This is a genomic window from Burkholderia semiarida (genome assembly GCF_029268935.1).
Classification (GTDB): Bacteria; Pseudomonadota; Gammaproteobacteria; order Burkholderiales; family Burkholderiaceae; genus Burkholderia; species Burkholderia semiarida.
Genome location: NZ_JAHLCL010000008.1, coordinates 1,297,721 through 1,319,749, shown reverse-complemented (window position 1 = coordinate 1,319,749; position 22,029 = coordinate 1,297,721). Strand labels below are relative to the sequence as shown.

Genomic DNA, 22,029 nt, shown 5'->3' with positions numbered 1-22,029 from the left:
CGTGTTCCTTACAGCGGATGCGCGGCGCCGGCCTGCTGCAACAGCGACACGGCAACCGGATCCGGCAGTCCGTTCGAATCGATCGCCCCAGCCTTGGCCAGCGCAACGAGATCGCTGTCGACGCCCGGTTGGCCGACCACGAACGACGTGGTCAGGAACGCCGGTGCGGCCAGCGTGACCGCATAGCGCTGCTGCAGGTTCGTCACCACGGCCGATTGCGCGGCCTGCACGGTGTCCGGGCTGTTCATCGCCCGCTGGTAGCGCAGGGTGCCCTGGAAATTGCCGATCAGCCCGGCCGTGTTCGTCCCGAGTTGCGCCGCGAGATAGACGAGCATCAGCTCGGTCTCGGGCGTCGTATTGAAGGTGCCGCCCGCGTAGGCGAGCGAATGCAGGCTCGCGCCGCCCGCCGCCACGGTGATGACGCATGGCAGCGCGGCGTTGAGCGTCACCCGGTAGTTGCCGCCGCCGTCCGTCAGCGTCGTGGCCGACCCCGCCGCGCAATTGACGGCCACCTGCGCGCTCGCGAGCGCGTCGCCCGTCGCGGCCGTGCCTGACAGCGAGACGGTTTGCGTGTTGTCGTTGAAGCACGCGTCGACGCCGAAGCAGGCTTCGCCGTTGCAGGCCTGGAGGGCGGCGAGCGTTGCGACGCACAAGGCGCCCAGCGCGGGGCGGGTGAAGCGCGTAAGGCGAAGGTTCATGGTCGCGGGCGATCGAGAGAATGAGGCAACCGGTGCGCATCGGGAATGCGGTGCTGCTGTAATTCTATGTCGTGAACTGGCGTAAAAGCGAATGCAGCCGGCCAGCAAGACTGGCCCGCCGCCTCACGGCTTGCGCGCGGCCGGCTTCGCGAACGCGCCGCGTACCTCGAAGCCGATCGCATCGGCGACGTTGCCGCGCGCATCGACGAGTTCGAGCCGGTGCCTGCCGGGCCACGGCAGCCACGCGACGCGGTCGGCGTGCCCGATCACCTTGTCGTCGAGCCGCCACGCGAACTTCGTCGCGCGCCCCGCCGAGCGCTCGAACCAGATCCGCTGGTTCTTCGGCGGAATGTCCGGATCGATCGCGAAGATCGTGCCGTCGGTCGGCGCGCCGATCGTCAGCGGCGCACGCGCACCGTCCTTGCCCGGCGTGGCGGGCGCCGCGAGCCGGATCGTGTCCACCGCCGTGCCCGCGACGAACCATTCGTTGCGGGCCGGCTCGATGTCGCGCTCGAACGCGATCCGGCGCGTCTCCACGCCGGCCGGCGCACGCGGCGCACGGCTCGGCAGGTCGCGGTGCAGGTAGCCGACGACGGCCGACCACACGGGCGACGCGCCCGTGACGCCCGACACGTCCCACATCGGCGAGCCGTCCGCATTGCCGACCCACACGCCGACCGTATAGCGCGACGTGAAACCGATCGTCCAGTTGTCGCGCATGTCCTTGCTCGTGCCGGTCTTGACCGCCGAGAAGAAGCGCGTCGCGAGCGGGTTGTCGAAGCCGAAGGTGCGCACGCGCGCGTTGTTGTCGGACAGGATGTCGGTCACGACGAAGCTGGCCGCCTCGCTGAACACGCGCGTGCCGGCGTCCGGCCGCGCAGGCGCCGATGCGCCGGATGCCGGCGCGGGTGCGGCGGCCGGCAGGTCGACGACCTTGCGCGCGACGCCGCCGTTCGCGAGCGCGCGGTAGGCGTTGGTCAGCGACAGCAGCGTGACGTCCGCACTGCCGAGCGCGAGGCTGAAGCCGTAGTAATCGCCTTCCTGCGCGAGCGGCAGGCCAAGCGCGGTCAGCGTGCGCGCGAAGCGGTGCGGCGTGACGAGCACCAGCGTGCGCACGGCCGGTACGTTCAGCGAGCCGCCGAGCGCGCTGCGCACGCTCACCCAGCCCTTGAAATCCTTGTCGTAGTTCTGCGGAATGTACAGGCCGCCGCCGGCGGCGAGGTTGATCGGCGCATCGTCGAGCAGCGACGCGGCGGTCAGTCGTTTTTCGTCGATCGCTTGCGCGTAGAGGAACGGCTTGAGCGTCGAGCCGGCCTGGCGCGGCGCGAGCACGGCATCGACGTCGCGCGCGCTCGACAGCGCCCCCGACGAGCCGACCCACGCGCGGATCTCGCCGGTCGCGTTGTCGATCACGACGACCGCGCCGTCCTGCACGTTGCGCCGGTGCGCGGGTGCGTTCAGTTCGGTCAGCGCGCGCATCAGCGTGTCGCGCGCGAAGCGCTGCAACGGCGCGTCGAGCGTCGTGCGGACCTGCGCGCCGGCCGCGGGCCTGACCTCGGCCGCGATGCGCCGCGCGAAGTGCGGGGCGAGGGCGGCGCCCTCGTCGCGTACGGCATTGGCCGAGCGTGCGGTGACGAGCTGCACGTAGCCGTCGAGCGACGCGCATGCCTGCCCGGCCTGCATGTCGCGAAGGATCCGGCATGCGCGCTCGGCGAGCTTCGCCGGCGCCGCATTGGGCGCACGCACGAGTGCGGCGGCGATCGCGGCCTCGCGCGCGTCGAGGCCCGACGGCGCCTTGCCGAACAGCACCTGCGACAGCGCGCCGAGCCCGATCGTCTCGCCGCGGAACGGCACCAGGTTCAGGTAGGCCTCGAGGATCTGGTCCTTGCGCCAACTGCGTTCGAGCCACAGCGCGTTCACGGCCTGCGTGGCCTTCTGCGGCAGCGAGCGCTGGCCCGAGCGGCGCGGCGAATCGCCGAGCAGCCCCGCGAGCTGCATCGTGACGGTCGACGCGCCGCGCGTGCGCTCGTTCCACAGGTTGCCCCACGCGGCGCCGGCAATGCCGCGCCAGTCGACGCCGCTGTGTTCGTAGAAGCGCTTGTCCTCGGACACGACGATCGCCTCGCGGAACGCGGGCGATACGTCGGCGAGCGATACCCAGTCGCCGCGCCGCTCGGTGAGGTCGACGCGCGTGCGCTGCAGCGGCGTGCCGTCGCGCGCGAGCAGCACCCAGTCGGAGCTGCGCCAGTTGCGGCGCACGTCGTCGTAGCCGGGCAGCGCATGCGCGACGAGCGGGGCGGCCAGCACGACGGCGACGAATACGCGGCCGGCGAAACGCGCCGGCCGCGGCAAAGCCAGATCGATCATCGCGGTCTCGTTACTTGCCCGCTTCGGCCGGCTTCACGGTCATCGGCGGGTTCGGCCACAGGCCGTACACGGACGGCGCATACAGTGCCTCGACACGTGTCGGCGGCAGCCCGAACGTGCCGACGTTGTTCAGCCGCACCGTGTACTCGACCGAGAATTTGCCCTTCGGCAAATAGTCGTAATACGCGCGGTAGCCGTCGAAGTCGCGCTCGATGAACGTCGGCCATGCGCCGTCGGGCGTTTTCTCGCCCTGCGTCGCGGCTTCGGAATCGCGGCCGAGGCCCGACCCGAGGATCGTCGCGCCGGCCGGGATCGGATCGTTGACGGCGACCCACGTCATGTCGCTCTGCGCATCGATGTCGAGATGCACGCGCACGACGTCGCCGCGCGTCAGCACGCCGTTGACGGCCGGCGACACGGGCGTGACGGTCTTCGTGATCCGGTAGCCGGCCGCGAACGGCGCGCGCAGCGGCACGGCCGCGAGGCTCTCGACGGTTGCCCACGGGCGGCCGGTGCCGTCCTGCGTGACCGACAGCGTGGCCGGCCCCTGCGACGCACGCGGCCACGGCATCAGCACGCTGCGCGCGGCGGCCGCGCGGGTCGCCGGCGTGGCCGACGCGGGCGTATCGGCGGGCGCGGCCGATGCCGGCTGCGACCACGAGATCGAGCGCGCGTCGCCGCCGAGCGCCACCTTCGTCGCGCCGGTGACCGGCGTGCTCTCGTAGGTACGCGAGAAGCGCTCGACCGCGAGCAGGCCGAGCGCGTTCGACGTCGTCGTCTGCCATGCGCCCTGACGTTGCAGCGCGAGCAGGCCGGCGGTCACGCGCGGCATTTCATCCTTCCATGCCGGGTCGCCCGCGAATTCCAGCGCGAGACGCGCGGCATTGGTCTCGTTGCTGGTCATCAGCCACCACAGGTCGTCGTCGCGCGCGGTCGAGAACACGAGCTGCGTGCCCTGGTACGTGAGACGCGCCCGCAGGATCTGGTCGACCTGCGCGCGTTTCTCGTCGCGTTGCGGGATGTCCTTCACGCGCGTCAGGATCGCGTGATAGTCGATCACCGCCGACGTCGGCCACTGGTTCGGCGCGATCTCGATCGAACCGAGCATGCGGCCCTGTGCGGCGCCGTAGCGCGACAGCGCCTCGATCGCGGCGAGCTTGCGCAGGTCGCGATCCTGGCGCGGCGCCCACGCGTTGCGCTCGATGCGGCCGTCGACGAAGCGCGCGAGCCCGGCCTCGAGCTGCGTGCGCAGGTCTTCCGGCAACGCGAAGCGCGGATCGAGGCGGCTGGCTTCGTCGGACACCACGAGCAGGTACGACGACAGCGTCGGGCTGCCGTGGTGCGAATCGTCGGACGACGGCGGGAAGTAGCTCGCCAAGCCGTCGCTGTCGAGGTAGACGGGCATGCGCGCGATCAGCGCCTGCCATTGGGCGGGGTCGCGCAGCCCGATCGCGCGCGACGTCTGCTGTTCGAGGCAGCGGTACGGATAGCGCTCGAACCAGCGCCGCACGCCGGGCAGGCCGTCGGCGAGCTTCGACTGCAGCGATACGGCGATGCCGCCGCGCGGAATGCCTTGCGCGTTGCCGACCGCGCCGGCCGGGGCCGCGACGGGCACCGTCAACGTGCCGTCGACCTGCGCGAGCGTCGCCTGCTGCACCGTGACCGGCAGCGCCGGCACGACCTTCTGCGCGACGGCCAATGCATCGGACGCGCGCTTGCCGCCTTGCTCGGCCGCTTCGATGCGCCAGTTCAGTGCACCGGCCGCATCGAGCGCCTGCTCGGGCACGGTGATCGTCCACGCGACCTCGGTCGCCGCATTCGCCGCCAGCGACACGGTCTGCGGCGCGACGTCGAGGCCGGTCACGCGCGGCGTCACGACGACCTGCATCGCGCGGTCGGTCGTGTTGCGCAGCGTGACCTGCGCGCGGAACGCGTCGCCTTCGCGCACGAGCGGCGGCAGGCCGGAGATCAGTTGCAGATCCTGCGTGCTGCGGATCGACGTGCTGCCCGTGCCGAAACGGTCGGGGCCGACCGCCGCGATCGCGACGATCCGGAAGCGCGTGAGCGCGTCGTTCAGCGGCACCTCGACGGTTGCGCTGCCGTTGGCATCCAGCGTCACGCGCGGGTTCCACAGCAGCAGCGTGTCGAACAGCTCGCGGGTCGGCGCGCTGCCGCCCCCGCCGCCGGCCGGCACGGCCTTGCGGCCGAAGTGGCGGCGGCCGACGATTTCCATCTGCGCTGTGGCCGTCTCGACGCCGTATGCGCGCCGGCGCAGCATCGCGTCGAGCAGGTCCCAGCTGTTGTTCGGCATCAGTTCGAGCAGCGCCTCGTCGACGGCCGCGATGGCGATCTGCGTGCCGGCCGGTGCGGGCTGGCCGTTCGGCAGCGTGACCTTCACGTGCGCCTGCGCCTTGCCGCGTACGGTGTAGCGCGTCGCGTCGGTCGTCACGGTCACGCCGAGGCGATGCACGCCGGTGCCGACCTTGATCTCGCCGAGCCCGTAGCGGAACGCGGGCTTCGACAGGTCGACGAACGCGGTCGGCGCCTCATAGTGCCGACCTTCGCGCCAGAACGCGCGCGCCCATTCGACCGGCGCCTTCCAGCCCCACGTGAAGAACGAGTACCACGGCACCTCGCGAATCCGCCCGCGCAGCGCGAGCACCGATACGTAGACGTTCGGCCCCCACGATTCGCCGACCTTCAGGTCGACGGTCGGGTTCTTGCCGTTCAGCTCGACGATGTGCGTTTCCATCACGCCGCCGCGCTCCACCGCGACGAGCGCGGTTGCGTAGCGGAACGGCATGCGCACCTGGAAGCGGGCCGTTTCGCCCGGTTCGTACGACGTTTTCTCGGGGATCACGTCGATCCGGTCGGTGTTGTCGCCGCCGAACCAGAGTTCGTCCTCGCGCGTGACCCATACCGACGTCGACGCATTCGACGTGCGGCCGTCGCCGTCCTTCGCGACCGCGATCAGTTGCACGTTGCCGGCCTGATCGAGCGTCGCGTCGCAGGCCATGCGGCCCTTGTCGTCGGTCTTGCCCGAGCACAGCACGCCGAGGTCGCGCGTATCGCTCTTGTTGTCGTATGCATAGAAGCCGCCGACCATCCGCTTGCGCGACGACGTCGTGATGCGCGCGATGCCCTTGATTTCGATCGGCACCGACGCACGCGGCTTGCCCTGCAGGTCGACCGCCAGCGCCTGCACCGGCACGCGCTGGCCGACCGACACCCAGCGGCCGGCCTTGATGCCGGCCACCACCGCGGCCGGCCACAGGATCGTGTCGCCGCGGATCGTCTGCACCTCGCCGTTCGGGTCGGCGAACGTCGCCTCCAGCGCGATGCGCTTCGGTGCGTCGACATCGGGCAGGCCCTTGAGCGTGACCGTGCCCGCACCGTTGCGGTCGAGCGTCAGCGGCAGCTTGTCGGCGATCAGCTTCGTCGCGTCGGGATCGTTGCTCGATGCCGACGACGACGTGTTGTCGCCGTCCTGCGCATCGTCGTCGGCGTTGCCGTCGTTCGTGTCCGGACGATACGGCGTGAAGCTGAAATCCTCGAAACGATCGGCGAACGGCGGCGATGCCCACTTCATCAGCGCCGACACCTGCACCGGCAGGTTCGATGCGCCGCCGCCCGACACGTAGTCGATCTGCACCGCGAGAGGCGCTTCCTTCACGGCGACGAGCGGGCTTTTCTGCGCATCGCGCGCGCCGATCGAGCCTTTCAGCACCGGCAGGCGGAACGCCTCGACGCGGAAGCTGCCGCTGTAGTAGGTGGCGGTCGGCGCATCTTCCGGGCCGCCTTCGAGCTCGACGCCGTATTCGCCGAGCTTCGCGGCCGCCGGCAGCGTGAACTGCGAGTCCGCGCTGTGGTCGGCCGCCCACGTGAGCGGCAGCTTGTAGGTCTGGCCCGTGCCGAGGTGGCGGATCGTCACGCGCGTCGGGTATTGCGACGGGAACGCAAGGCTTTGCAGCGTCTCGGTGCGGATGAAATGCTTCATCGACACGGTTTCGCCGGCGCGCAGCAGCGTGCGGTCGAACACCGTATGCGCGCGCACGGTCGGCGCGCTGTCGGTGTCGGTCGGCACGTTGAAGCGCCACGATTCGATCCCGCGGTTCCAGCCCGAGCTGACGAACGCCATGTCGGGGCCCGTCTTCGGATCGTCGACGCGAGCCGATACGAAATAGTCGTTGAAGGTTTCCGACGCGTTGCACGCGCGCTTAGGCTCGAACGGCCCGTCGATCTTCAGCAGGCCCTGCGCGTCGGTCTTGCCGGCCGCGATCTCGTCGCCGTTGCAGTCCGACACGCGGATCTGCGCGTTCGGCACCGGCTTGCCCTTGTCCAGCGTCGTGACCCACACGAGGTTGTTCTCGCGGCCCTGTTTCAGGTGCACGCCGAGGTTCGTGACGAGCACGGTCGTGCGCACGTACATGCTCGACGGCTTCGCGAGCAGCGAGCGGCCGAGCGCGGGCGACGCGAGTTCGAGCACGTAGAAGCCGGGCTTGTCGATCGGCACGCCGACCACCTCGAACGGGCGCAGCGTCTTCGGGTCGGCCTTCGGCAGCGTCAGCACCTGCGCGCCGGGCTCGCCCGTCAGCAGCGACAGCGAGCGCACGTCGATGCGGCGGTTCTTCGGCGCGGGCTGCTTTTCGCCGGCCTCGAGCGGCACGTACACGGGGTGTTGGCCCTTGCGTTCCAGCAGGCCGGGAATCTGGTCGTCGATCGAGCCGGCCGTCATCGACCAGTTGTCGAAGCGATCGACGGTGCGCATCCATTGGCGGATCGCGGTGTCGTTCTCGACCTTCAGGTTCGCGAATTGCGCGCCGCCAGCATTGAGGCCGGCGATATGCAGGTCGGCCTCGACGTTGCGCAGCGTGACGGGCACCAGCGCGGGCGTATCGGGTTCGGCGAAGCGCTCGACGATCCCGAAGGTGCCCGACGAGAATTTGGCGAGCGGCGGCATCGGCGCGGTGCGCGTCGCGAGCGGGAACAGGTCGGCATTGGACAGCGGCCGGTCGGTCACGTCGTGCAGGCCGGACGGCAGCTCGACGGTCAGGCCGGCCTGCGCGGGCAGCGGCGGGTTGAACGTGACGGTCGTCACTTCCTCGCTGCGATCGTCGGCCGCGAAGGTGGGCGACAGCGAGCCGTCGGGGCCGCGCAGCTTGATCGCTTCGGCCTGCTTGCGCGAGATCGGTGCGTTGAACGACAGCGTGAGCGGGCGCAGCGGCGTGCAGGGCGCCTTCGCGTTTTCGCGTTCGCACGAGAAGCTCGCGGCGAACGGTGCGCGCACGGTGAAATCGAAGCGCCGTTCGGTGTCGTTCGCGATGCCGCTCGGGCTCGCGACGCCCTTGCCGTACACGAGCTGCATCTTCGCGCTCGCCGGCAGCGCCTGCGAGCACGACAGCGTCAGCACGCGCGCCGCCTCCTTCTTCCAGCCGAAGTGATCGAGCAGCGCGTTGCGCGTCTCGTCGTCGGCCGCCGTGACGGGAATGCGGTTGCCGATGCCGGCCGCTTCGCACCAGATGTTCGCGAGCGCCGAGCGCGGCTCGGCCGGGCCGTTCAGCTTCATCACGAAGACCTGCCGCTCCTCGATCTCGCGCGAGCCGGGGCGCACCGACACCGGAAACGGGCCGCCCGTCTGGAACGTGAAGCGACGCGGGCCGCTGACCGCGTTGCCGGCGACCGAGCGCAGCGTGTCGTTGAGCGCGACCGAGCAGCGCACGCCGGGCGGCAGGTCGCTTTCGAAATCGTAAACCCAGGTCTTGTCGTCGAGCCAGTGGCCCTGGCCGCGCGCGGCCGTCGAATCGTTGCAGGTCATGCGCGCCGGATTCGGCGCGGAGGCCGAGCCGAAGGCGACCATCGGTTCGTCGAACTTGACGACGCTCTGCCGGACTTCGGTGACGGTGCCTTGCGGCGACACGCTCACCGTGCGCGCCGCGCCCGCGTGCAGCGACAGCGCCGTGGCGCCGCCGAGCGCCGCGACGGCGCCGATGCGCCAGAGCAGGCGGGCCGTGTGGTTGGTCTGGTCGGTTTCTTTGTTGTGCTTGTCGCGTTGCTTCATCGCTCGATTGCCCTCGGAGGGAAGCTTTCTGTTTGATTGCACGGGATTCTAACCGACCGCCGTGCGCGCGCAGCGCGGCGTGCAGGGGCAGTGTGTGGTCGGCGCGCGACACGGGCAGGCGTGCCGCAGATTTGTCGCGTCGACGACACAAAAATGCAGCGAAATGTCGATTACGCCGGATTGCGGAACATTTAATGAACTATAAAAAGATTGTTCGATTCGATTTGTGCGCGTACATTTCAGGTCCGCGCCAATGTTTGAGAAATATCAAGCGTGGTTTTCCCGAATCCGGTGTTCGAGAGAAGGAAACATGCACAACGACAACACCCCCCAATCGCGTCGTGACGACGCAGCCGCAACCGGCATCACGCGGCGTCAATGGCTGCAGGGCGCACTGGCGCTGACGGCGGCGGGCCTCACCGGCTCGCTGGCGTTGCGGGCCCTGGCCGACGATCCCGGCACCGCGCCGCTCGATACGTTCATGACGCTTTCCGAAGCATTGACCGGCAAGAAAGGGCTGAGCCGCGTGACCGGTCAGCGCTATCTGCAGGCCTTGCAGAAGGGCTCGTTCAAGACGGCCGACAGCCTGCCGCAACTTGCCGGCGCGCTCGCATCCGGCTCGCTGAATCCCGACCAGGAATCGCTCGCATTGACGATTCTCGGCGCGTGGTATCTCGGCATCGTCGACGATGTCGTGATTACCTACGAAGAAGCATTAATGTTCAGCGTGGTGTCCGATACCCTCGTGATCCCTTCGTATTGCCCCAACAAACCCGGCTTCTGGGCCGAAAAACCGATCGAGAGGCAAGCCTGATGGCCGATACCGATACGCAAAAGGCCGACATCGTCGTCGTCGGGTCCGGTGTCGCCGGCGCGATCGTCGCGCACCAGCTCGCGATGGCGGGCAAGTCCGTGATCCTGCTGGAAGCCGGCCCGCGCATGCCGCGCTGGGAAATCGTCGAGCGCTTTCGCAACCAGCCCGACAAGACGGATTTCATGGCGCCGTACCCGTCGAGCCCGTGGGCCCCGCATCCGGAATACGGCCCGCCGAACGACTACCTGATCCTGAAGGGCGAGCACAAGTTCAACTCGCAGTACATCCGCGCGGTGGGTGGCACGACGTGGCACTGGGCCGCGTCGGCGTGGCGCTTCATCCCGAACGACTTCAAGATGAAGACGGTGTACGGTGTCGGCCGCGACTGGCCGATCCAGTACGACGATCTCGAGCATTACTATCAGCGCGCCGAGGAAGAGCTCGGCGTGTGGGGCCCGGGCCCCGAGGAAGATTTGTACTCGCCGCGCAAGCAGGCGTACCCGATGCCGCCGCTGCCGTTGTCGTTCAACGAGCAGACCATCAAGAGCGCGCTGAACGGCTACGACCCGAAGTTCCACGTGGTCACCGAGCCCGTCGCGCGCAACAGCCGCCCGTACGACGGCCGGCCGACTTGTTGCGGGAACAACAACTGCATGCCGATCTGCCCGATCGGCGCGATGTACAACGGCATCGTCCACGTCGAGAAGGCCGAGCAGGCCGGCGCGAAGCTGATCGACAGCGCGGTGGTCTACAAGCTCGAGACCGGGCCGGACAAGCGCATCGTCGCCGCGATCTACAAGGACAAGACGGGCGCCGACCATCGCGTCGAGGGCAAGTACTTCGTACTCGCCGCGAACGGCATCGAGACGCCGAAGATCCTGCTGATGTCCGCGAACCGCGATTTCCCGAACGGCGTCGCGAACAGCTCCGACATGGTCGGCCGCAACCTGATGGACCACCCCGGCACCGGCGTGTCGTTCTACGCGAGCGAGAAGCTGTGGCCGGGCCGCGGCCCGCAGGAGATGACGTCGCTGATCGGTTTCCGCGACGGCCCGTTCCGCGCGACCGAAGCCGCGAAGAAGATCCATCTGTCGAACATGTCGCGCATCAACCAGGAGACGCAGAAGATCTTCAAGGCCGGCAAGCTGATGAAGCACGAGGAACTCGACGCGCAGATCCGCGACCGTTCCGCGCGCTACGTGCAGTTCGACTGCTTCCACGAAATCCTGCCGCAGCCCGAGAATCGCATCGTGCCGAGCAAGACGGCCACCGACGCGATCGGCATCCCGCGCCCCGAGATCACGTATGCGATCGACGATTACGTGAAGCGCGGCGCCGTGCACACGCGCGAGGTCTACGCGACGGCCGCGAAGGTGCTCGGCGGCACCGACGTCGTCTTCAACGACGAGTTCGCGCCGAACAACCACATCACCGGCGCGACGATCATGGGCGCGGATGCGCGCGACTCGGTCGTCGACAAGGACTGCCGCACGTTCGACCATCCGAACCTGTTCATCTCGAGCAGCTCGACGATGCCGACCGTCGGTACGGTGAACGTGACGCTGACGATCGCGGCGCTCGCGCTGCGGATGTCGGACACGCTGAAGAAGGAAGTCTGACCGTGCGGAAATCTACTCTCACCTTCCTCCTGGCCGGCTGCCTTGCGTTGCCCGGCCTCGCACGCGCGGCCGATTCGGCCGATCCGGCGCAGGTCAAGCGCGGCGAATACCTCGCGGTCGCCGGCGACTGCATGGCCTGCCACACCGCGAAAGGCGGCAAGCCGTTCGCGGGCGGCCTCGGCATGCCGGTGCCGATGCTCGGCAAGATCTATACGAGCAACATCACGCCCGATCCCGACACGGGCATCGGCAACTGGACGTTCGACGATTTCGAGCGCGCGGTGCGTCACGGCGTGTCGAAGAACGGCGACAACCTGTATCCGGCGATGCCGTACGTGTCGTACGCGAAGATCAACGACGACGACGTGCGGGCGCTGTACGCGTACTTCATGCACGGCGTCGAACCGGTCAAGCAGGCGCCGCCGAAGAACGAGATCCCCGCGCTGCTGAGCATGCGCTGGCCGCTGAAGATCTGGAACTGGCTGTTCCTGAAGGACGGCGTGTACCAGCCGAAGCCCGAGCAGAGCGCCGAGTGGAACCGCGGCGCGTATCTCGTGCAGGGCCTCGCGCACTGCAGCACGTGCCACACGCCGCGCGGCATCGCGATGCAGGAGAAGTCGCTCGACGAAACGGGCGGCAGCTTCCTGTCGGGCTCGGTGCTCGCGGGCTGGGACGGCTACAACATCACGTCCGACCCGAACGCGGGGATCGGCGGCTGGACGCAGCAGCAGCTCGTCCAGTACCTGCGCACCGGCAGCGTGCCGGGCCTCGCGCAGGCAGCCGGCCCGATGGCGGAGGCGATCGAGCACAGCTTCTCGAAGATGACCGAAGCCGACATCGGCGCGATCTCGACGTACATTCGTACGGTGCCGGCCGTGGCCAGCGGCGACGCGAAGCAGTCGCGCTCGTCGTGGGGCAAGCCGGCCGAGGACGGCCTGAAGCTGCGCGGCGTCGCGCTCGCGTCGTCGGGTATCGATCCGGCGCGGCTGTATCTCGGCAACTGCGCGACCTGTCACCAGATGCAGGGCAAGGGCACGCCGGACGGTTACTACCCGCCGCTGTTCCACAACTCGACGGTCGGCGCGTCGAATCCGACCAACCTCGTGCAGGTGATCCTGAACGGCGTGCAGCGCAAGGCCGGTAGCGAGGACGTCGGGATGCCGGCGTTCCGCCACGAGCTGTCGGATGCGCAGATCGCCGCGCTGACGAACTACCTGACCGGGCAGTTCGGCAATCCGGCCGCGAAGGTGACCGAGCAGGACGTCGCGAAGCTGCGCTGACGCGGCGCGCGACGAAGCAGGGCGACAACATAAAAGAGGAGGAGCACAGCACATCGGGCGGGTCCCGATGCCGGTTGTTGCAGAGCGGAGCGGGCGGCGCGGATGGCCGCCCGCTCCGGTTCACAGGCAATCCGGTGCGTGCGGCTGCGCGCATCGTTTTCGTTGATCACACCATGACACCGAATCAACCGTTTCTCGCGTCCCAGCGCGATGTGCTGCTGCTGCTGTCCCGCATTCTGCTCGTGATCCTGTTCGTGATGTTCGGCTGGAAGAAGATTGTCGACTTCTCCGGTACGATCGCGTTCATGGGTAGCGAGGGCGCGCCGGCGCCGATCATCTCGGCGGCGATCTCCGTCGTGATGGAGCTGTTCGTCGGGATCGCGATCCTCGTCGGTTTCCAGACGCGCGCGCTCGCGCTGCTGCTTGCGCTGTATACGATCGGCACCGGCATCATCGGCCATCACTACTGGACGATGACGGGCGGCGAGCAGATCAACAACATGATTCACTTCTACAAGAACATCGCGATCTCGGGCGGCTTGCTCGCGCTCTGCGCGGCCGGCCCCGGACGTTTTTCGATCGATCGCGGCTAAGCAGACCCGAGGCGCGTGCATGGGGCGCGCGTCGGACGGTCGAGACTTCGAGGGGGCATCATTTTGCGACTCAAATACCTTGCATGGCTGCTTGCGGCCGCCACGCCGGCGGTTGCGTTTGCACAGACGAGCGTCACGCTGTACGGCCGGATCGACGGCGGCGTCGAATACCTGAACCACATCGCGAAGCCGAACGGCGGCAGCGGCACGCGCTGGAGCGCGGAAAGCGGCGACTGGGGCACCAGCATGTTCGGGCTGAAGGGCGTCGAGGATCTCGGCGGCGGGCTGTCGACGGTCTTCAACCTGGAAACCGCGTTCCAGGTGATGAACGGCCAGACGGGCGGCGGGCGCATGTGGTCACGGCGCGCATACGTCGGGCTGAAGAGCGACACGTGGGGCCAGTTGCAGGCCGGCCGCAACCTGTTCATCGACAGCGACGGCGTGTGGGAATTCGATCCGTTCGTCCAGCAGGCGTTTTCGTCGGCGTCGCTCGTGCGCGGTCGCAACTGGCCGCAAAGCAGCAACAACATCGAATATCACAGCCCGGTGATCGGCGGCTTCGACGTGCAGGCGCAATACGCGTTCGGCAACCAGTCGCGCGGGTTCAACTACGGTGCGGCCGACGATTTCGGCCGCTCGGACGGGATCATGATCTCGTACCACTCGCCGGTGCTCGACGTGCGCGGCATCTACGACGAACTGCGCGACAACAACGGCAAGTTCAGCAACATCTTCACCGCGTCGCGCGAGTACTTCGTCGGGGCGAACGTGAAGGTGTCGAAGTTCAAGATCCAGGGGGCATATACGCACTACCAGGCGCCGGACAGCCCGGCGGGGGTGGCCGATCGTGCCGATCATTACTGGCTCGGTGCGACGTATACGGCGACGCCGCAATGGGCGGTGACGGGCGGCGGGTACTACGTGAAGGTGGGCGACGGCGGCGGCGATGCGTCGCACGATCCGTCGGGTCACGCGATCATGTACGTGCTCGGCACCACGTACAACTTGTCGAAACGCACGTTCCTGTATGGGACGGTCGCGTATGTGCGGAATGGCGGCAATTCGAACTTTTCGCTGATTGCGTCGCCGCGCGATGCGACGTCAGGGACGAGTCCGATGACGGGCGAGTCGCAGACCGGCGCGTATGTGGGGATGATGCATACGTTCTGAGTGAGGTGGTTCGTGTAGGGGAAAAAGGCATGGGCGATGAAGCTCCGTGCCTTTTTGCGTTTACGGCGTTGCCGGATCATTGTGACGTGCACATCAGCGCCGGCGCGCAGATCGAGGTGCGCCGGGCCTGCCGCAGGCCGTTATATGGCTGCCGGGCATCGCCCATTCATCTTTTCGCCGCGAGTCTTATAGCTGGCGTTACGCATCGTGCTACCGATAACGTGCGTTGATCAGCCGATTGATGTTGGCCAGCACGCGTTCGCCGTCATGCGGACGATCGGGACCATGAAACAGCTCGACCTGCATGTCGATCACGAGCAGCGCGCGTTTCGGGGAAGGGGCTTCGGACATGGCGTTTCTCCTGAGTGGCCGATGCAGACGGAGAAACGAAAAGACCCCGTCCGGAACCGGCGGGGCCTGTGGGAATCGGTGACGCTACGATCTTGCGCGCACTCGCCGCACGGGCCCGCCGAAGGCGGTCGTGCGCGTGGTCGTCGAAAGGATGATCGTGGCGTTGTGCATTGGTCGATGATGCCCGATGGGCGCGCGCAAGGTCAATGACGCTTCGCGTGCCGCGCACCGGCCAACGCTCAATCGAGCGCCTTCCCCGCCTTCTCGTCCATGCAGCGAATCGCGAGCAGCGTGAAGACACCACACCCGATCGCATACCACGCCGGCGCATTCGGATTGCCGGTCGCCGCGATCAGCCACGTGACGAAGAACTGCGCGAAGCCGCCGAAGATCGCGACGCCCACGCTATACACGAGCGCACCGCCGGTCGCCCGCACCGCTCGCGGAAACAACTCGCCGAGCATCGCCCCCGTCGCGCCGATGTTGATCGCATGCACGATCGACAGCGCGGCGATGATCGACAGCAGCGACGCGGCGCCCGGCCAGCGATTCAGTGCGATGAACGCGGGGTAGATCGCGGCCATCAGCACGATGCGCGTCCACCATACGATCCGGTTGCGCCCGTACACGTCGGACAGATGGCCGCCGATCGGTGTCACGAGCATCAGGATCGCACCGGCGACGCAGCCTGCCGTCATCGACAGCCACGTCGGCAGGTGCAGCACCTGCACGCCGTAGATCGCCATGTAGAACACGATGATGTAGTGGATCGACGTGCCGCCGATCGTCACGCCGAGGCCTGCGAACACGGCCTTGCCGTGATGACGCAGCACGTCGGCGAGCGGTAGCGACGCGACCTTTTCCCCGGATGCATGCGCGGCAGCAGCAGGCGCGGCCGCAGGCACTTCCTCGACGGTCTTGCGCAGCCAGTAGCCGAGCGGCACGAACAGCGTGCCGATGATGAACGGCACGCGCCAGCCCCAGCTTTCGAGTTGCGCGGCCGTCAGCGTCGACGTCAGCGCGACGCCGGTGAGCGCGCCCGCGAGCGCGGCGAGCCCCTGGCTCGAGAACTGGAACGACGCATAGAAACCGCGCCGATGCTGCGGCGCCTGTTCGAGCAGCAACGTCGTCGACGCACCGACTTCGCCGCCCGACGCGAAGCCCTGCAACAACCGGGCGAGCACGAGCAGCAGCGGCGCGGCGATGCCGATCTGCGCGAAGGTCGGCGCGACCGCGATCGTCGCGGTGCCGAGCGCCATCAGCAGCAGCGTGAGGATCATCGCCTTCTTGCGGCCGGCGCGGTCCGCATACATGCCGATCACGAGCCCGCCGAGCGGACGCGTGACGAAGCCGACACCGAAGCTCGCGACCGCGAGCATCAGTTGCCCGAACGACGAATGCACCGGAAAGAACAGCTTGCCGATCAGGATCGCGAAGAAGCTGTAGACGGTGAAGTCGTAGAACTCGAGCGCGTTGCCGACGGCGGCGGCCGCGATCAGCCGGCGTTTCCTCGCGGCGGCGCGGGCATCGACCGGCGTGCCGGCGAACGGAAGGGCGGACGTTTCCATGGGGTTCTCCCGGTTAGCGCGAAACTGCGTGGTGAAGGGCGTTCAGGCCGCGAGCCAGGCTTCGGCGACGCGAACCCAGTAACTCGCGCCGATGGCGAGGATGTCGTCGTTGAAGTCGTAGCCGGGGTTGTGGACCATGCAGCCGCCCTTGCTGCCGACTCCGTTGCCGATGAACGCGTAGCAGCCGGGGCGCGCCTCGAGCATGAATGCGAAGTCCTCGCTGCCCATCAGCGGCGCCGCTTCGGTTTCGACGCGTTCCGCGCCGAGGATCTGGCGCGCGATGCCGGCCGCGAACGCGGTCGGTTCCGCGTGATTGACGAGTACCGGATAGCCGTAGTCGTAGTCGATTTCCGCGGTGACGCCGAAGCTTTCCGCCTGGCCTCTCGCAAGCGCTTCGATGCGGCGCGCGAGCAGGGCGCGCACGTCCGCGTTCAGCGCGCGCACCGACAGTTTCATCACGACGGTTTCCGGAATGATGTTGAACGTCTCGCCGGCCTGCACGCTGCCGACGGTGATCACGGCCGCATGCTGCGCATCGACCTCGCGCGCGACGATCGTCTGCAGCGCGACCATGATGCTGCCGGCGGCGGACATTGGATCGCGCGCGAAATGCGGCATCGCGCCGTGGCCGCCGACGCCGCGCAGCGTGATCGTCACGCGGTCGGCCGACGCCATCGCGGCGCCGGTGCGGAACGCCATGTCACCGGCCGCGCGGCCCGGCATGTTGTGGATCGCGAAAATCGCGTCGCACGGGAAACGGTCGAACAGGCCGTCGTCCATCATCGCCTTCGCGCCGCCGAAGTTTTCCTCGGCCGGCTGGAAGATCAGGTTCAGCGTGCCGGAGAACTGGCGCGTGGCCGCGAGGTGGCGTGCCGCGCACAGCAGCATCGCGGTATGGCCGTCATGGCCGCATGCATGCATCTTGTTCGCATGGCGGCTGGCGTACGGCAGGCCGGTGGTTTCCGCGAGCGGCAGCGCGTCCATGTCGGCGCGCAGGCCGACCGTGCGCGTGCCTTGCCCTTCGCGCAGCACGCCGACCACGCCCGTCTTGCCGATGCCGCGATGCACGTCGTAGCCCCAGCCGCTGAGCAGTTCGGCGACGAGGTCGCTCGTGAGCGTCTCTTCGAATGCGAGTTCGGGATGGGCGTGGATGCGGCGACGTACTTCGACGAGCTCGGGGGCGATCGCGGCGATGCCGGGGATGACGGGGTTCACGGCTTGCAGCATGGTGTCTCCTGTGGGGCTGGTGGGGCATTTGACGCGCATATGACGACCAAGCATATAAATTTCTTTTGCGTACCAGAAGCTGCTAAATTGCTTTGGTGCACACCGTCAGTTGCCGCTCGGGAATACCCTGAACCCCCTGCGCGGTACGGCGCACAGGGTTTCCACGGATCACGCATCGCCCCATGAAATACCATCAGCTGAAAGCGTTCGTCACCGCCGCGGAGGAAGGGAGCATTCGCGCGGCCGCGCGGCGCCTGAACGTGTCGCCGGCCGCGCTGACGAAGGCGGTCAAGGAACTGGAGATCGCGCTCGGCGTATCGCTCGTCGTGCGCACCGCGCGCGGCGTGCAACTCACCGCGTTCGGCCAGCAGTTGCAGGTGCGCGCGCGGCTGATCGTCGCCGAAATGCAGCGCGCCCGCGACGACATCGAGCAGGCGCAGGGGGCGATGACGGGTTCCGTCTCGGCGGCGATCACGCCGGCGGCGGCGGTCACGATCCTGCCCGACGCGTTTCGTGCGTTCCGGCGCCGCTTTCCAGTGGCGCGCGTCAACCTGATCGAAGGGTTTCCCGGTGTCGCGCTGCCGCGCCTGCACGACGGTTCGCTCGATTTTGCGGTGGTGGTCGTCGTGCCCGAATTGCTGGCGGCCGAGTTCGATCATGCGGAGCTCTATGCGAGCCGTTCGCTGATCGTCGCGCGCAAAGGGCATCCGCTCGCGTCGGCCACGTCGCTCGCCGATCTCGTCGAGGCCGACTGGCTGATGAATCCGTCGCCGGAAAGCTCGACGCAGGTGCTGTTCAACTCGTTCGTCGCGTACGGGCTGCCGGTGCCGGCGCGCGTCGTCGAATGCCCGAGCTTCGGTCTCGCGCACAGCCTGATGACGCGTTGCGACCTGATCGCATCGATGCCGGAACAGTTGCTGCAAGGCGAATGGGCGCGCGACCAGCTCGCGGTGCTGCCGATTCGCGAGCGCTTGCCGGGCGTATCGGTGCAGGTCGTCACGCGCCGCGACAGCCCGCTGACGCCGGCCGCGGCGATGCTGCTCGATTGCCTGCGCGATTCCGCGCGACGCAAGGGGCTGCGATGAAAGGGCGCCTTGCGCGGATCGCGTAGTGATCCTGACGATCCTGGGGCCGGCACGCGCTGGCCGCGTACCATTGCGGCGCCCGCCGCGCGAGCCGGTATCATAGCGGCCGGCCCGCCGCTTCGGCCGGCCTTCAAATCCATCGCCATCCGGCATCCAGCAATCAGAGGCATCACATGACCAGTGCAACCCAATTCGACAACGTATCGGTCGTCAAGCGCGCGAACGTCTATTTCGACGGCAAGTGCGTGTCGCATACCGTGCTCTTCCCGGACGGCACGCGCAAGACGCTCGGCGTGATCCTGCCGTGCGCGCTCAACTTCGGCACGGATGCGCCCGAACTGATGGAAGTGCAGGCCGGCAAGTGCCGCGTGAAACTCGACGGCAGCAGCGAATGGCAGACCTACGGCGCCGGCGAATCGTTCTCGGTGCCGGGCAAGAGCCGCTTCGACATCGAGGTGATCGAGACGCTCGACTACGTGTGCAGCTACCTGTAACGCGCTTTTCGCGCGGCAAAGAAAAAGCCCCGCCGAAGCGGGGCCCGTTGCAAGCGGATGGCGCAAGGCCATCCGGTGCGCCAGCCTTCGTTACAGGCAGGCGCTGATGTCGCCGGCGGCCGCTGCGTCGCCGCGCACGCCGACCCACGTCTTCGCATCCGGCTTCCACGACGGACGAACCATCGCGGCGGCGCCGTTCGGCGGCTGCTGGCCCGGTGCGTACACGTCGGTCGCGAGGCCGTTGGCCAGCACGTTTTGCGAGATCACTTGTTGTTGCGACTTGTCGGCCCAGGTCTTGGCGATGCATGCCGAGACGTCCGGCGCTGCTTTCTGGCTTTGTCCCACGTTCTGCACGGCGGGTTCGGCCGCATGAGCAGAAATTGCCACGGTCAATGCGATGAGCGGTAAGTATTTCACGTTCACGTTATCTCCCTCGAGTCGTGATTGATTGAGTGGGATGCGCAGCAGTGCTGCGTGCAAGTGAGATCGCGTTGGGCACGCACGGTTCCGGTCATTCCGAAACAAGTTGTTAACGCGCTTGCCAAACGGCGGCTCGAATGCTGCGCATGTTGCTGCGGCGCGGCATGCGTCGTGTACGGCTCGACGTCATGCGTCGGTCGGCGCGCTGCCCGATGGTGGTGTGGTGGGGTGATGGCCGCGGCGGGCGGCATGTGCGTGCATGCCGCGCCGCGACTCTTTATCGGATGACGAAGTGGAATGGCTGATGGATGGCCCCGTCGCATGAGCACGATGATGACAAACTTTCGTCGGCGGGATTGTTAACCAACTTTAAACGGGTGAAAGCAACGGAGTGAGGCGATGCGGCGCGCCACGGGCGCGCCGCATCGTGGAGCAGTGCGCGGGCGAGGAAGCGATGCGCGCGGCAGAGCGCCGCGCACGCGGGTGATGTCAGCCGGCCTTGCGCGAGCCGACGTCGCGCAGGTTGACCGGAACGACCGGACGGAAGCGCTCGCGCTTCTGTTCGTCGTCGAAGTGCTGGAGCGCCGGCTTGATCAGGTCGCTGCGCGACACGATGCCCGTGATGCGCAGCGATTGCTCGTCGGCGACCACCGGTAGGCGTTCGAGGCCGAGCATCGCAAGGCGCGACGCGACGACACGGCAGGTTTCGTGCGCGAACGCGACGGCCGGTGCGCGCTCGGCGAACGCGGCCGAGATCGGCGTGTCGGCGCCGGCCTGCGCGCGCTGTGCATCGAGCGTCGCGCGATCGACGAGGCCGAGCAGCCGGCCGTGCTGCACGACCGGGTACGCACGGTGCGTCTGTTTCGCGCCGAAGTATTGCGCTTCGACGGTATCGAGCGTGGCCGCGCCGTCGATCGCGACGAGCCGGTCGGCCGACGTCATCACTTCGCCGATGTCGTGCCGCTCGAGCGGATCGACACCGTATTCGCGATAGATGTGGTAGCCGCGGCGCGCGATCTTTTCCGTCATGATCGAGCGTTTCATCGCGATGGTCGCGAAGCCGTGCGCGACGAGCGTCGCCGCGAGCAGCGGCAGCAGCGCGTTGGTGTCGTGCGTGAGACCGAAGGCGAATACGATCGCGGTGAGCGGGGCGCCGAGCGTCGCACCGAGCGTCGCGGCCATGCACACGAGCGGCCACAGCGCGGGATCGCCACCCGGCAGTACCGGCGACAGCACGGTGCCGAGACCGGCGCCGAGCATCAGCAGCGGGGCCAGTACGCCGCCCGACGTACCCGAGCCGAGTGCGATCACCCACATCACGGCCTTCACGATCAGCAGTGCGAGCGCGATCTTCAGCGCGATGTGCTGGTGCAGCAGGTCGCCGATCACGTCGTAGCCGACGCCGAGCGCGCGCGGCTCGAGCCAGCCGCCGACGCCGATCGCGATCGCGCCGATCGCCGGCCACCACATCCAGTGCACGGGCAGCTTCGCGAAGGCGTCTTCGACGCGGTAGAGCGCGGCCGACAAGCCGCACGCGAGCAGGCCCGAGAGCACGCCCGCGACGATGCACGACAGCAGCGCGACGGGCGTCGGCGCGGCCGTCGTCAGCGGAAACAGCGGATCGACGCCGAAGAACACCGCGCGGGCGAAACCGGCCACCGCGCACGCGAGCGCGACCGGCAGGAAACTGCGCGGACGCCATTCGAACAGCAGCAGTTCGACCGCGAGCAGCACGGCGGCCACCGGCGTGCCGAACACGGCCGTCATGCCGGCGGCCGCACCGGCGACGAGCAGCGTCTTGCGCTCGGCGGCGGTCACGTGCACGCATTGCGCGATCAGCGAGCCGAGCGCGCCGCCCGTCATGATGATCGGGCCTTCGGCGCCGAACGGGCCGCCGCTGCCGATCACGACGCCGGACGACAGCGGCTTGAGGATCGCGACCTTCGGCGACATCCGGCTCTTGCCGAACAGGATCGCCTCGATCGCCTCGGGAATGCCGTGGCCGCGGATCTTTTCCGAACCGAAACGCGCCATCAAGCCGACGATCAGCCCGCCGATCACCGGGACCGCGATCACCCATGCGCCGAGCGTGTTGTTCGCGGGCGAACGGTCGGCGAACGACAGTTGCTGGAAGAAGAACAGGTTCGTGAACAGGTGGATCAGGCTCAACAGCACGAACGCGGCAAGCGTGCTGAGCAGGCCGATCCCGGCGGCAAGCAACGCGATCCTGGGCAGGCGTTCGTTGGTCGAGAAATCGCGTTTGTGCGGTGCGTTCATCGAAGTGG

14 protein-coding genes and 1 pseudogene are annotated in these 22,029 nt (G+C 67.9%); 7 read left to right on the top strand and 8 right to left on the bottom strand.

Annotation, left to right across the window (positions count from 1 at the left end):
• Positions 1-8: 8 nt before the first annotated feature.
• The 3 genes from KPB06_RS29165 to KPB06_RS29155 form a co-directional block, all read right to left on the bottom strand.
• On the bottom strand, positions 9-698 hold the full coding sequence (locus tag KPB06_RS29165) for a hypothetical protein (protein ID WP_059585008.1): 690 nt from the start codon (positions 696-698) through the stop codon (positions 9-11).
• A gap of 123 nt (positions 699-821) precedes the next feature.
• Positions 822-3,065, bottom strand: coding sequence for a penicillin-binding protein 1C (pbpC, locus tag KPB06_RS29160; protein ID WP_275905797.1), 2,244 nt, complete (start codon positions 3,063-3,065; stop codon positions 822-824).
• A gap of 10 nt (positions 3,066-3,075) precedes the next feature.
• A complete protein-coding gene (locus KPB06_RS29155; protein WP_275905798.1) occupies positions 3,076-9,123 on the bottom strand; it encodes an alpha-2-macroglobulin family protein in 6,048 nt (2,015 codons plus the stop codon).
• Positions 9,124-9,433: 310 nt separating this feature from the next.
• Here KPB06_RS29155 and KPB06_RS29150 point away from each other — a divergent pair, with 310 nt between their 5' ends.
• The 5 genes from KPB06_RS29150 to KPB06_RS29130 all read left to right on the top strand — a co-directional run bounded on the left by KPB06_RS29150 (position 9,434) and on the right by KPB06_RS29130 (position 14,599).
• Complete coding sequence (locus tag KPB06_RS29150; RefSeq protein ID WP_059639572.1) at positions 9,434-9,937, top strand: sugar dehydrogenase complex small subunit; 504 nt, start codon at positions 9,434-9,436, stop codon at positions 9,935-9,937.
• The gene (locus KPB06_RS29145; protein WP_059585012.1) at positions 9,937-11,556 is read left to right on the top strand and encodes a GMC family oxidoreductase; all 1,620 of its coding nucleotides are present in this window, start codon (positions 9,937-9,939) and stop codon (positions 11,554-11,556) included. The genes KPB06_RS29150 and KPB06_RS29145 overlap by 1 nt, the downstream gene beginning before the upstream one ends.
• A 2-nt stretch (positions 11,557-11,558) precedes the next feature.
• Entirely contained in the window at positions 11,559-12,836 is a 1,278-nt protein-coding gene (locus KPB06_RS29140) for a cytochrome c (RefSeq protein ID WP_059585013.1), read from the top strand.
• A 173-nt stretch (positions 12,837-13,009) separates the two neighbouring features.
• Positions 13,010-13,429, top strand: coding sequence for a DoxX family protein (locus KPB06_RS29135; RefSeq protein WP_060310849.1), 420 nt, complete (start codon positions 13,010-13,012; stop codon positions 13,427-13,429).
• A gap of 63 nt (positions 13,430-13,492) precedes the next feature.
• The gene (locus tag KPB06_RS29130; RefSeq protein WP_059639570.1) at positions 13,493-14,599 is read left to right on the top strand and encodes a porin; all 1,107 of its coding nucleotides are present in this window, start codon (positions 13,493-13,495) and stop codon (positions 14,597-14,599) included.
• Positions 14,600-14,824: 225 nt separating this feature from the next.
• Here the strand turns inward: KPB06_RS29130 and KPB06_RS29125 are convergent.
• The 3 genes and pseudogenes from KPB06_RS29125 to KPB06_RS29115 form a co-directional block, all read right to left on the bottom strand.
• Positions 14,825-14,950, bottom strand: a pseudogene (locus KPB06_RS29125) (cysteine hydrolase); the annotation flags it as partial.
• Positions 14,951-15,189: 239 nt separating this feature from the next.
• On the bottom strand, positions 15,190-16,518 hold the full coding sequence (locus KPB06_RS29120) for an MFS transporter (protein WP_059585016.1): 1,329 nt from the start codon (positions 16,516-16,518) through the stop codon (positions 15,190-15,192).
• Between the two features lie 42 nt (positions 16,519-16,560).
• The gene (locus tag KPB06_RS29115; RefSeq protein WP_099317535.1) at positions 16,561-17,745 is read right to left on the bottom strand and encodes a M20 aminoacylase family protein; all 1,185 of its coding nucleotides are present in this window, start codon (positions 17,743-17,745) and stop codon (positions 16,561-16,563) included.
• A gap of 182 nt (positions 17,746-17,927) precedes the next feature.
• On the opposite strand from KPB06_RS29115, the gene KPB06_RS29110 reads away from it, so the two are divergent.
• Together KPB06_RS29110 and ppnP are read left to right on the top strand one after the other, a co-directional pair.
• Positions 17,928-18,830, top strand: a complete 903-nt coding sequence (locus KPB06_RS29110; RefSeq protein WP_099317534.1) for a LysR substrate-binding domain-containing protein — start codon at positions 17,928-17,930, stop codon at positions 18,828-18,830.
• A gap of 173 nt (positions 18,831-19,003) precedes the next feature.
• The gene (gene ppnP, locus KPB06_RS29105; RefSeq protein WP_040140021.1) at positions 19,004-19,324 is read left to right on the top strand and encodes a pyrimidine/purine nucleoside phosphorylase; all 321 of its coding nucleotides are present in this window, start codon (positions 19,004-19,006) and stop codon (positions 19,322-19,324) included.
• Between the two features lie 90 nt (positions 19,325-19,414).
• On the opposite strand, the gene KPB06_RS29100 is transcribed toward ppnP, so the two are convergent.
• Both KPB06_RS29100 and KPB06_RS29095 read right to left on the bottom strand, forming a co-directional pair.
• Positions 19,415-19,747, bottom strand: coding sequence for a hypothetical protein (locus KPB06_RS29100; RefSeq protein WP_179231799.1), 333 nt, complete (start codon positions 19,745-19,747; stop codon positions 19,415-19,417).
• Positions 19,748-20,233: 486 nt separating this feature from the next.
• A complete protein-coding gene (locus KPB06_RS29095; RefSeq protein WP_124862131.1) occupies positions 20,234-22,021 on the bottom strand; it encodes a chloride channel protein in 1,788 nt (595 codons plus the stop codon).
• Positions 22,022-22,029: the final 8 nt, after the last annotated feature.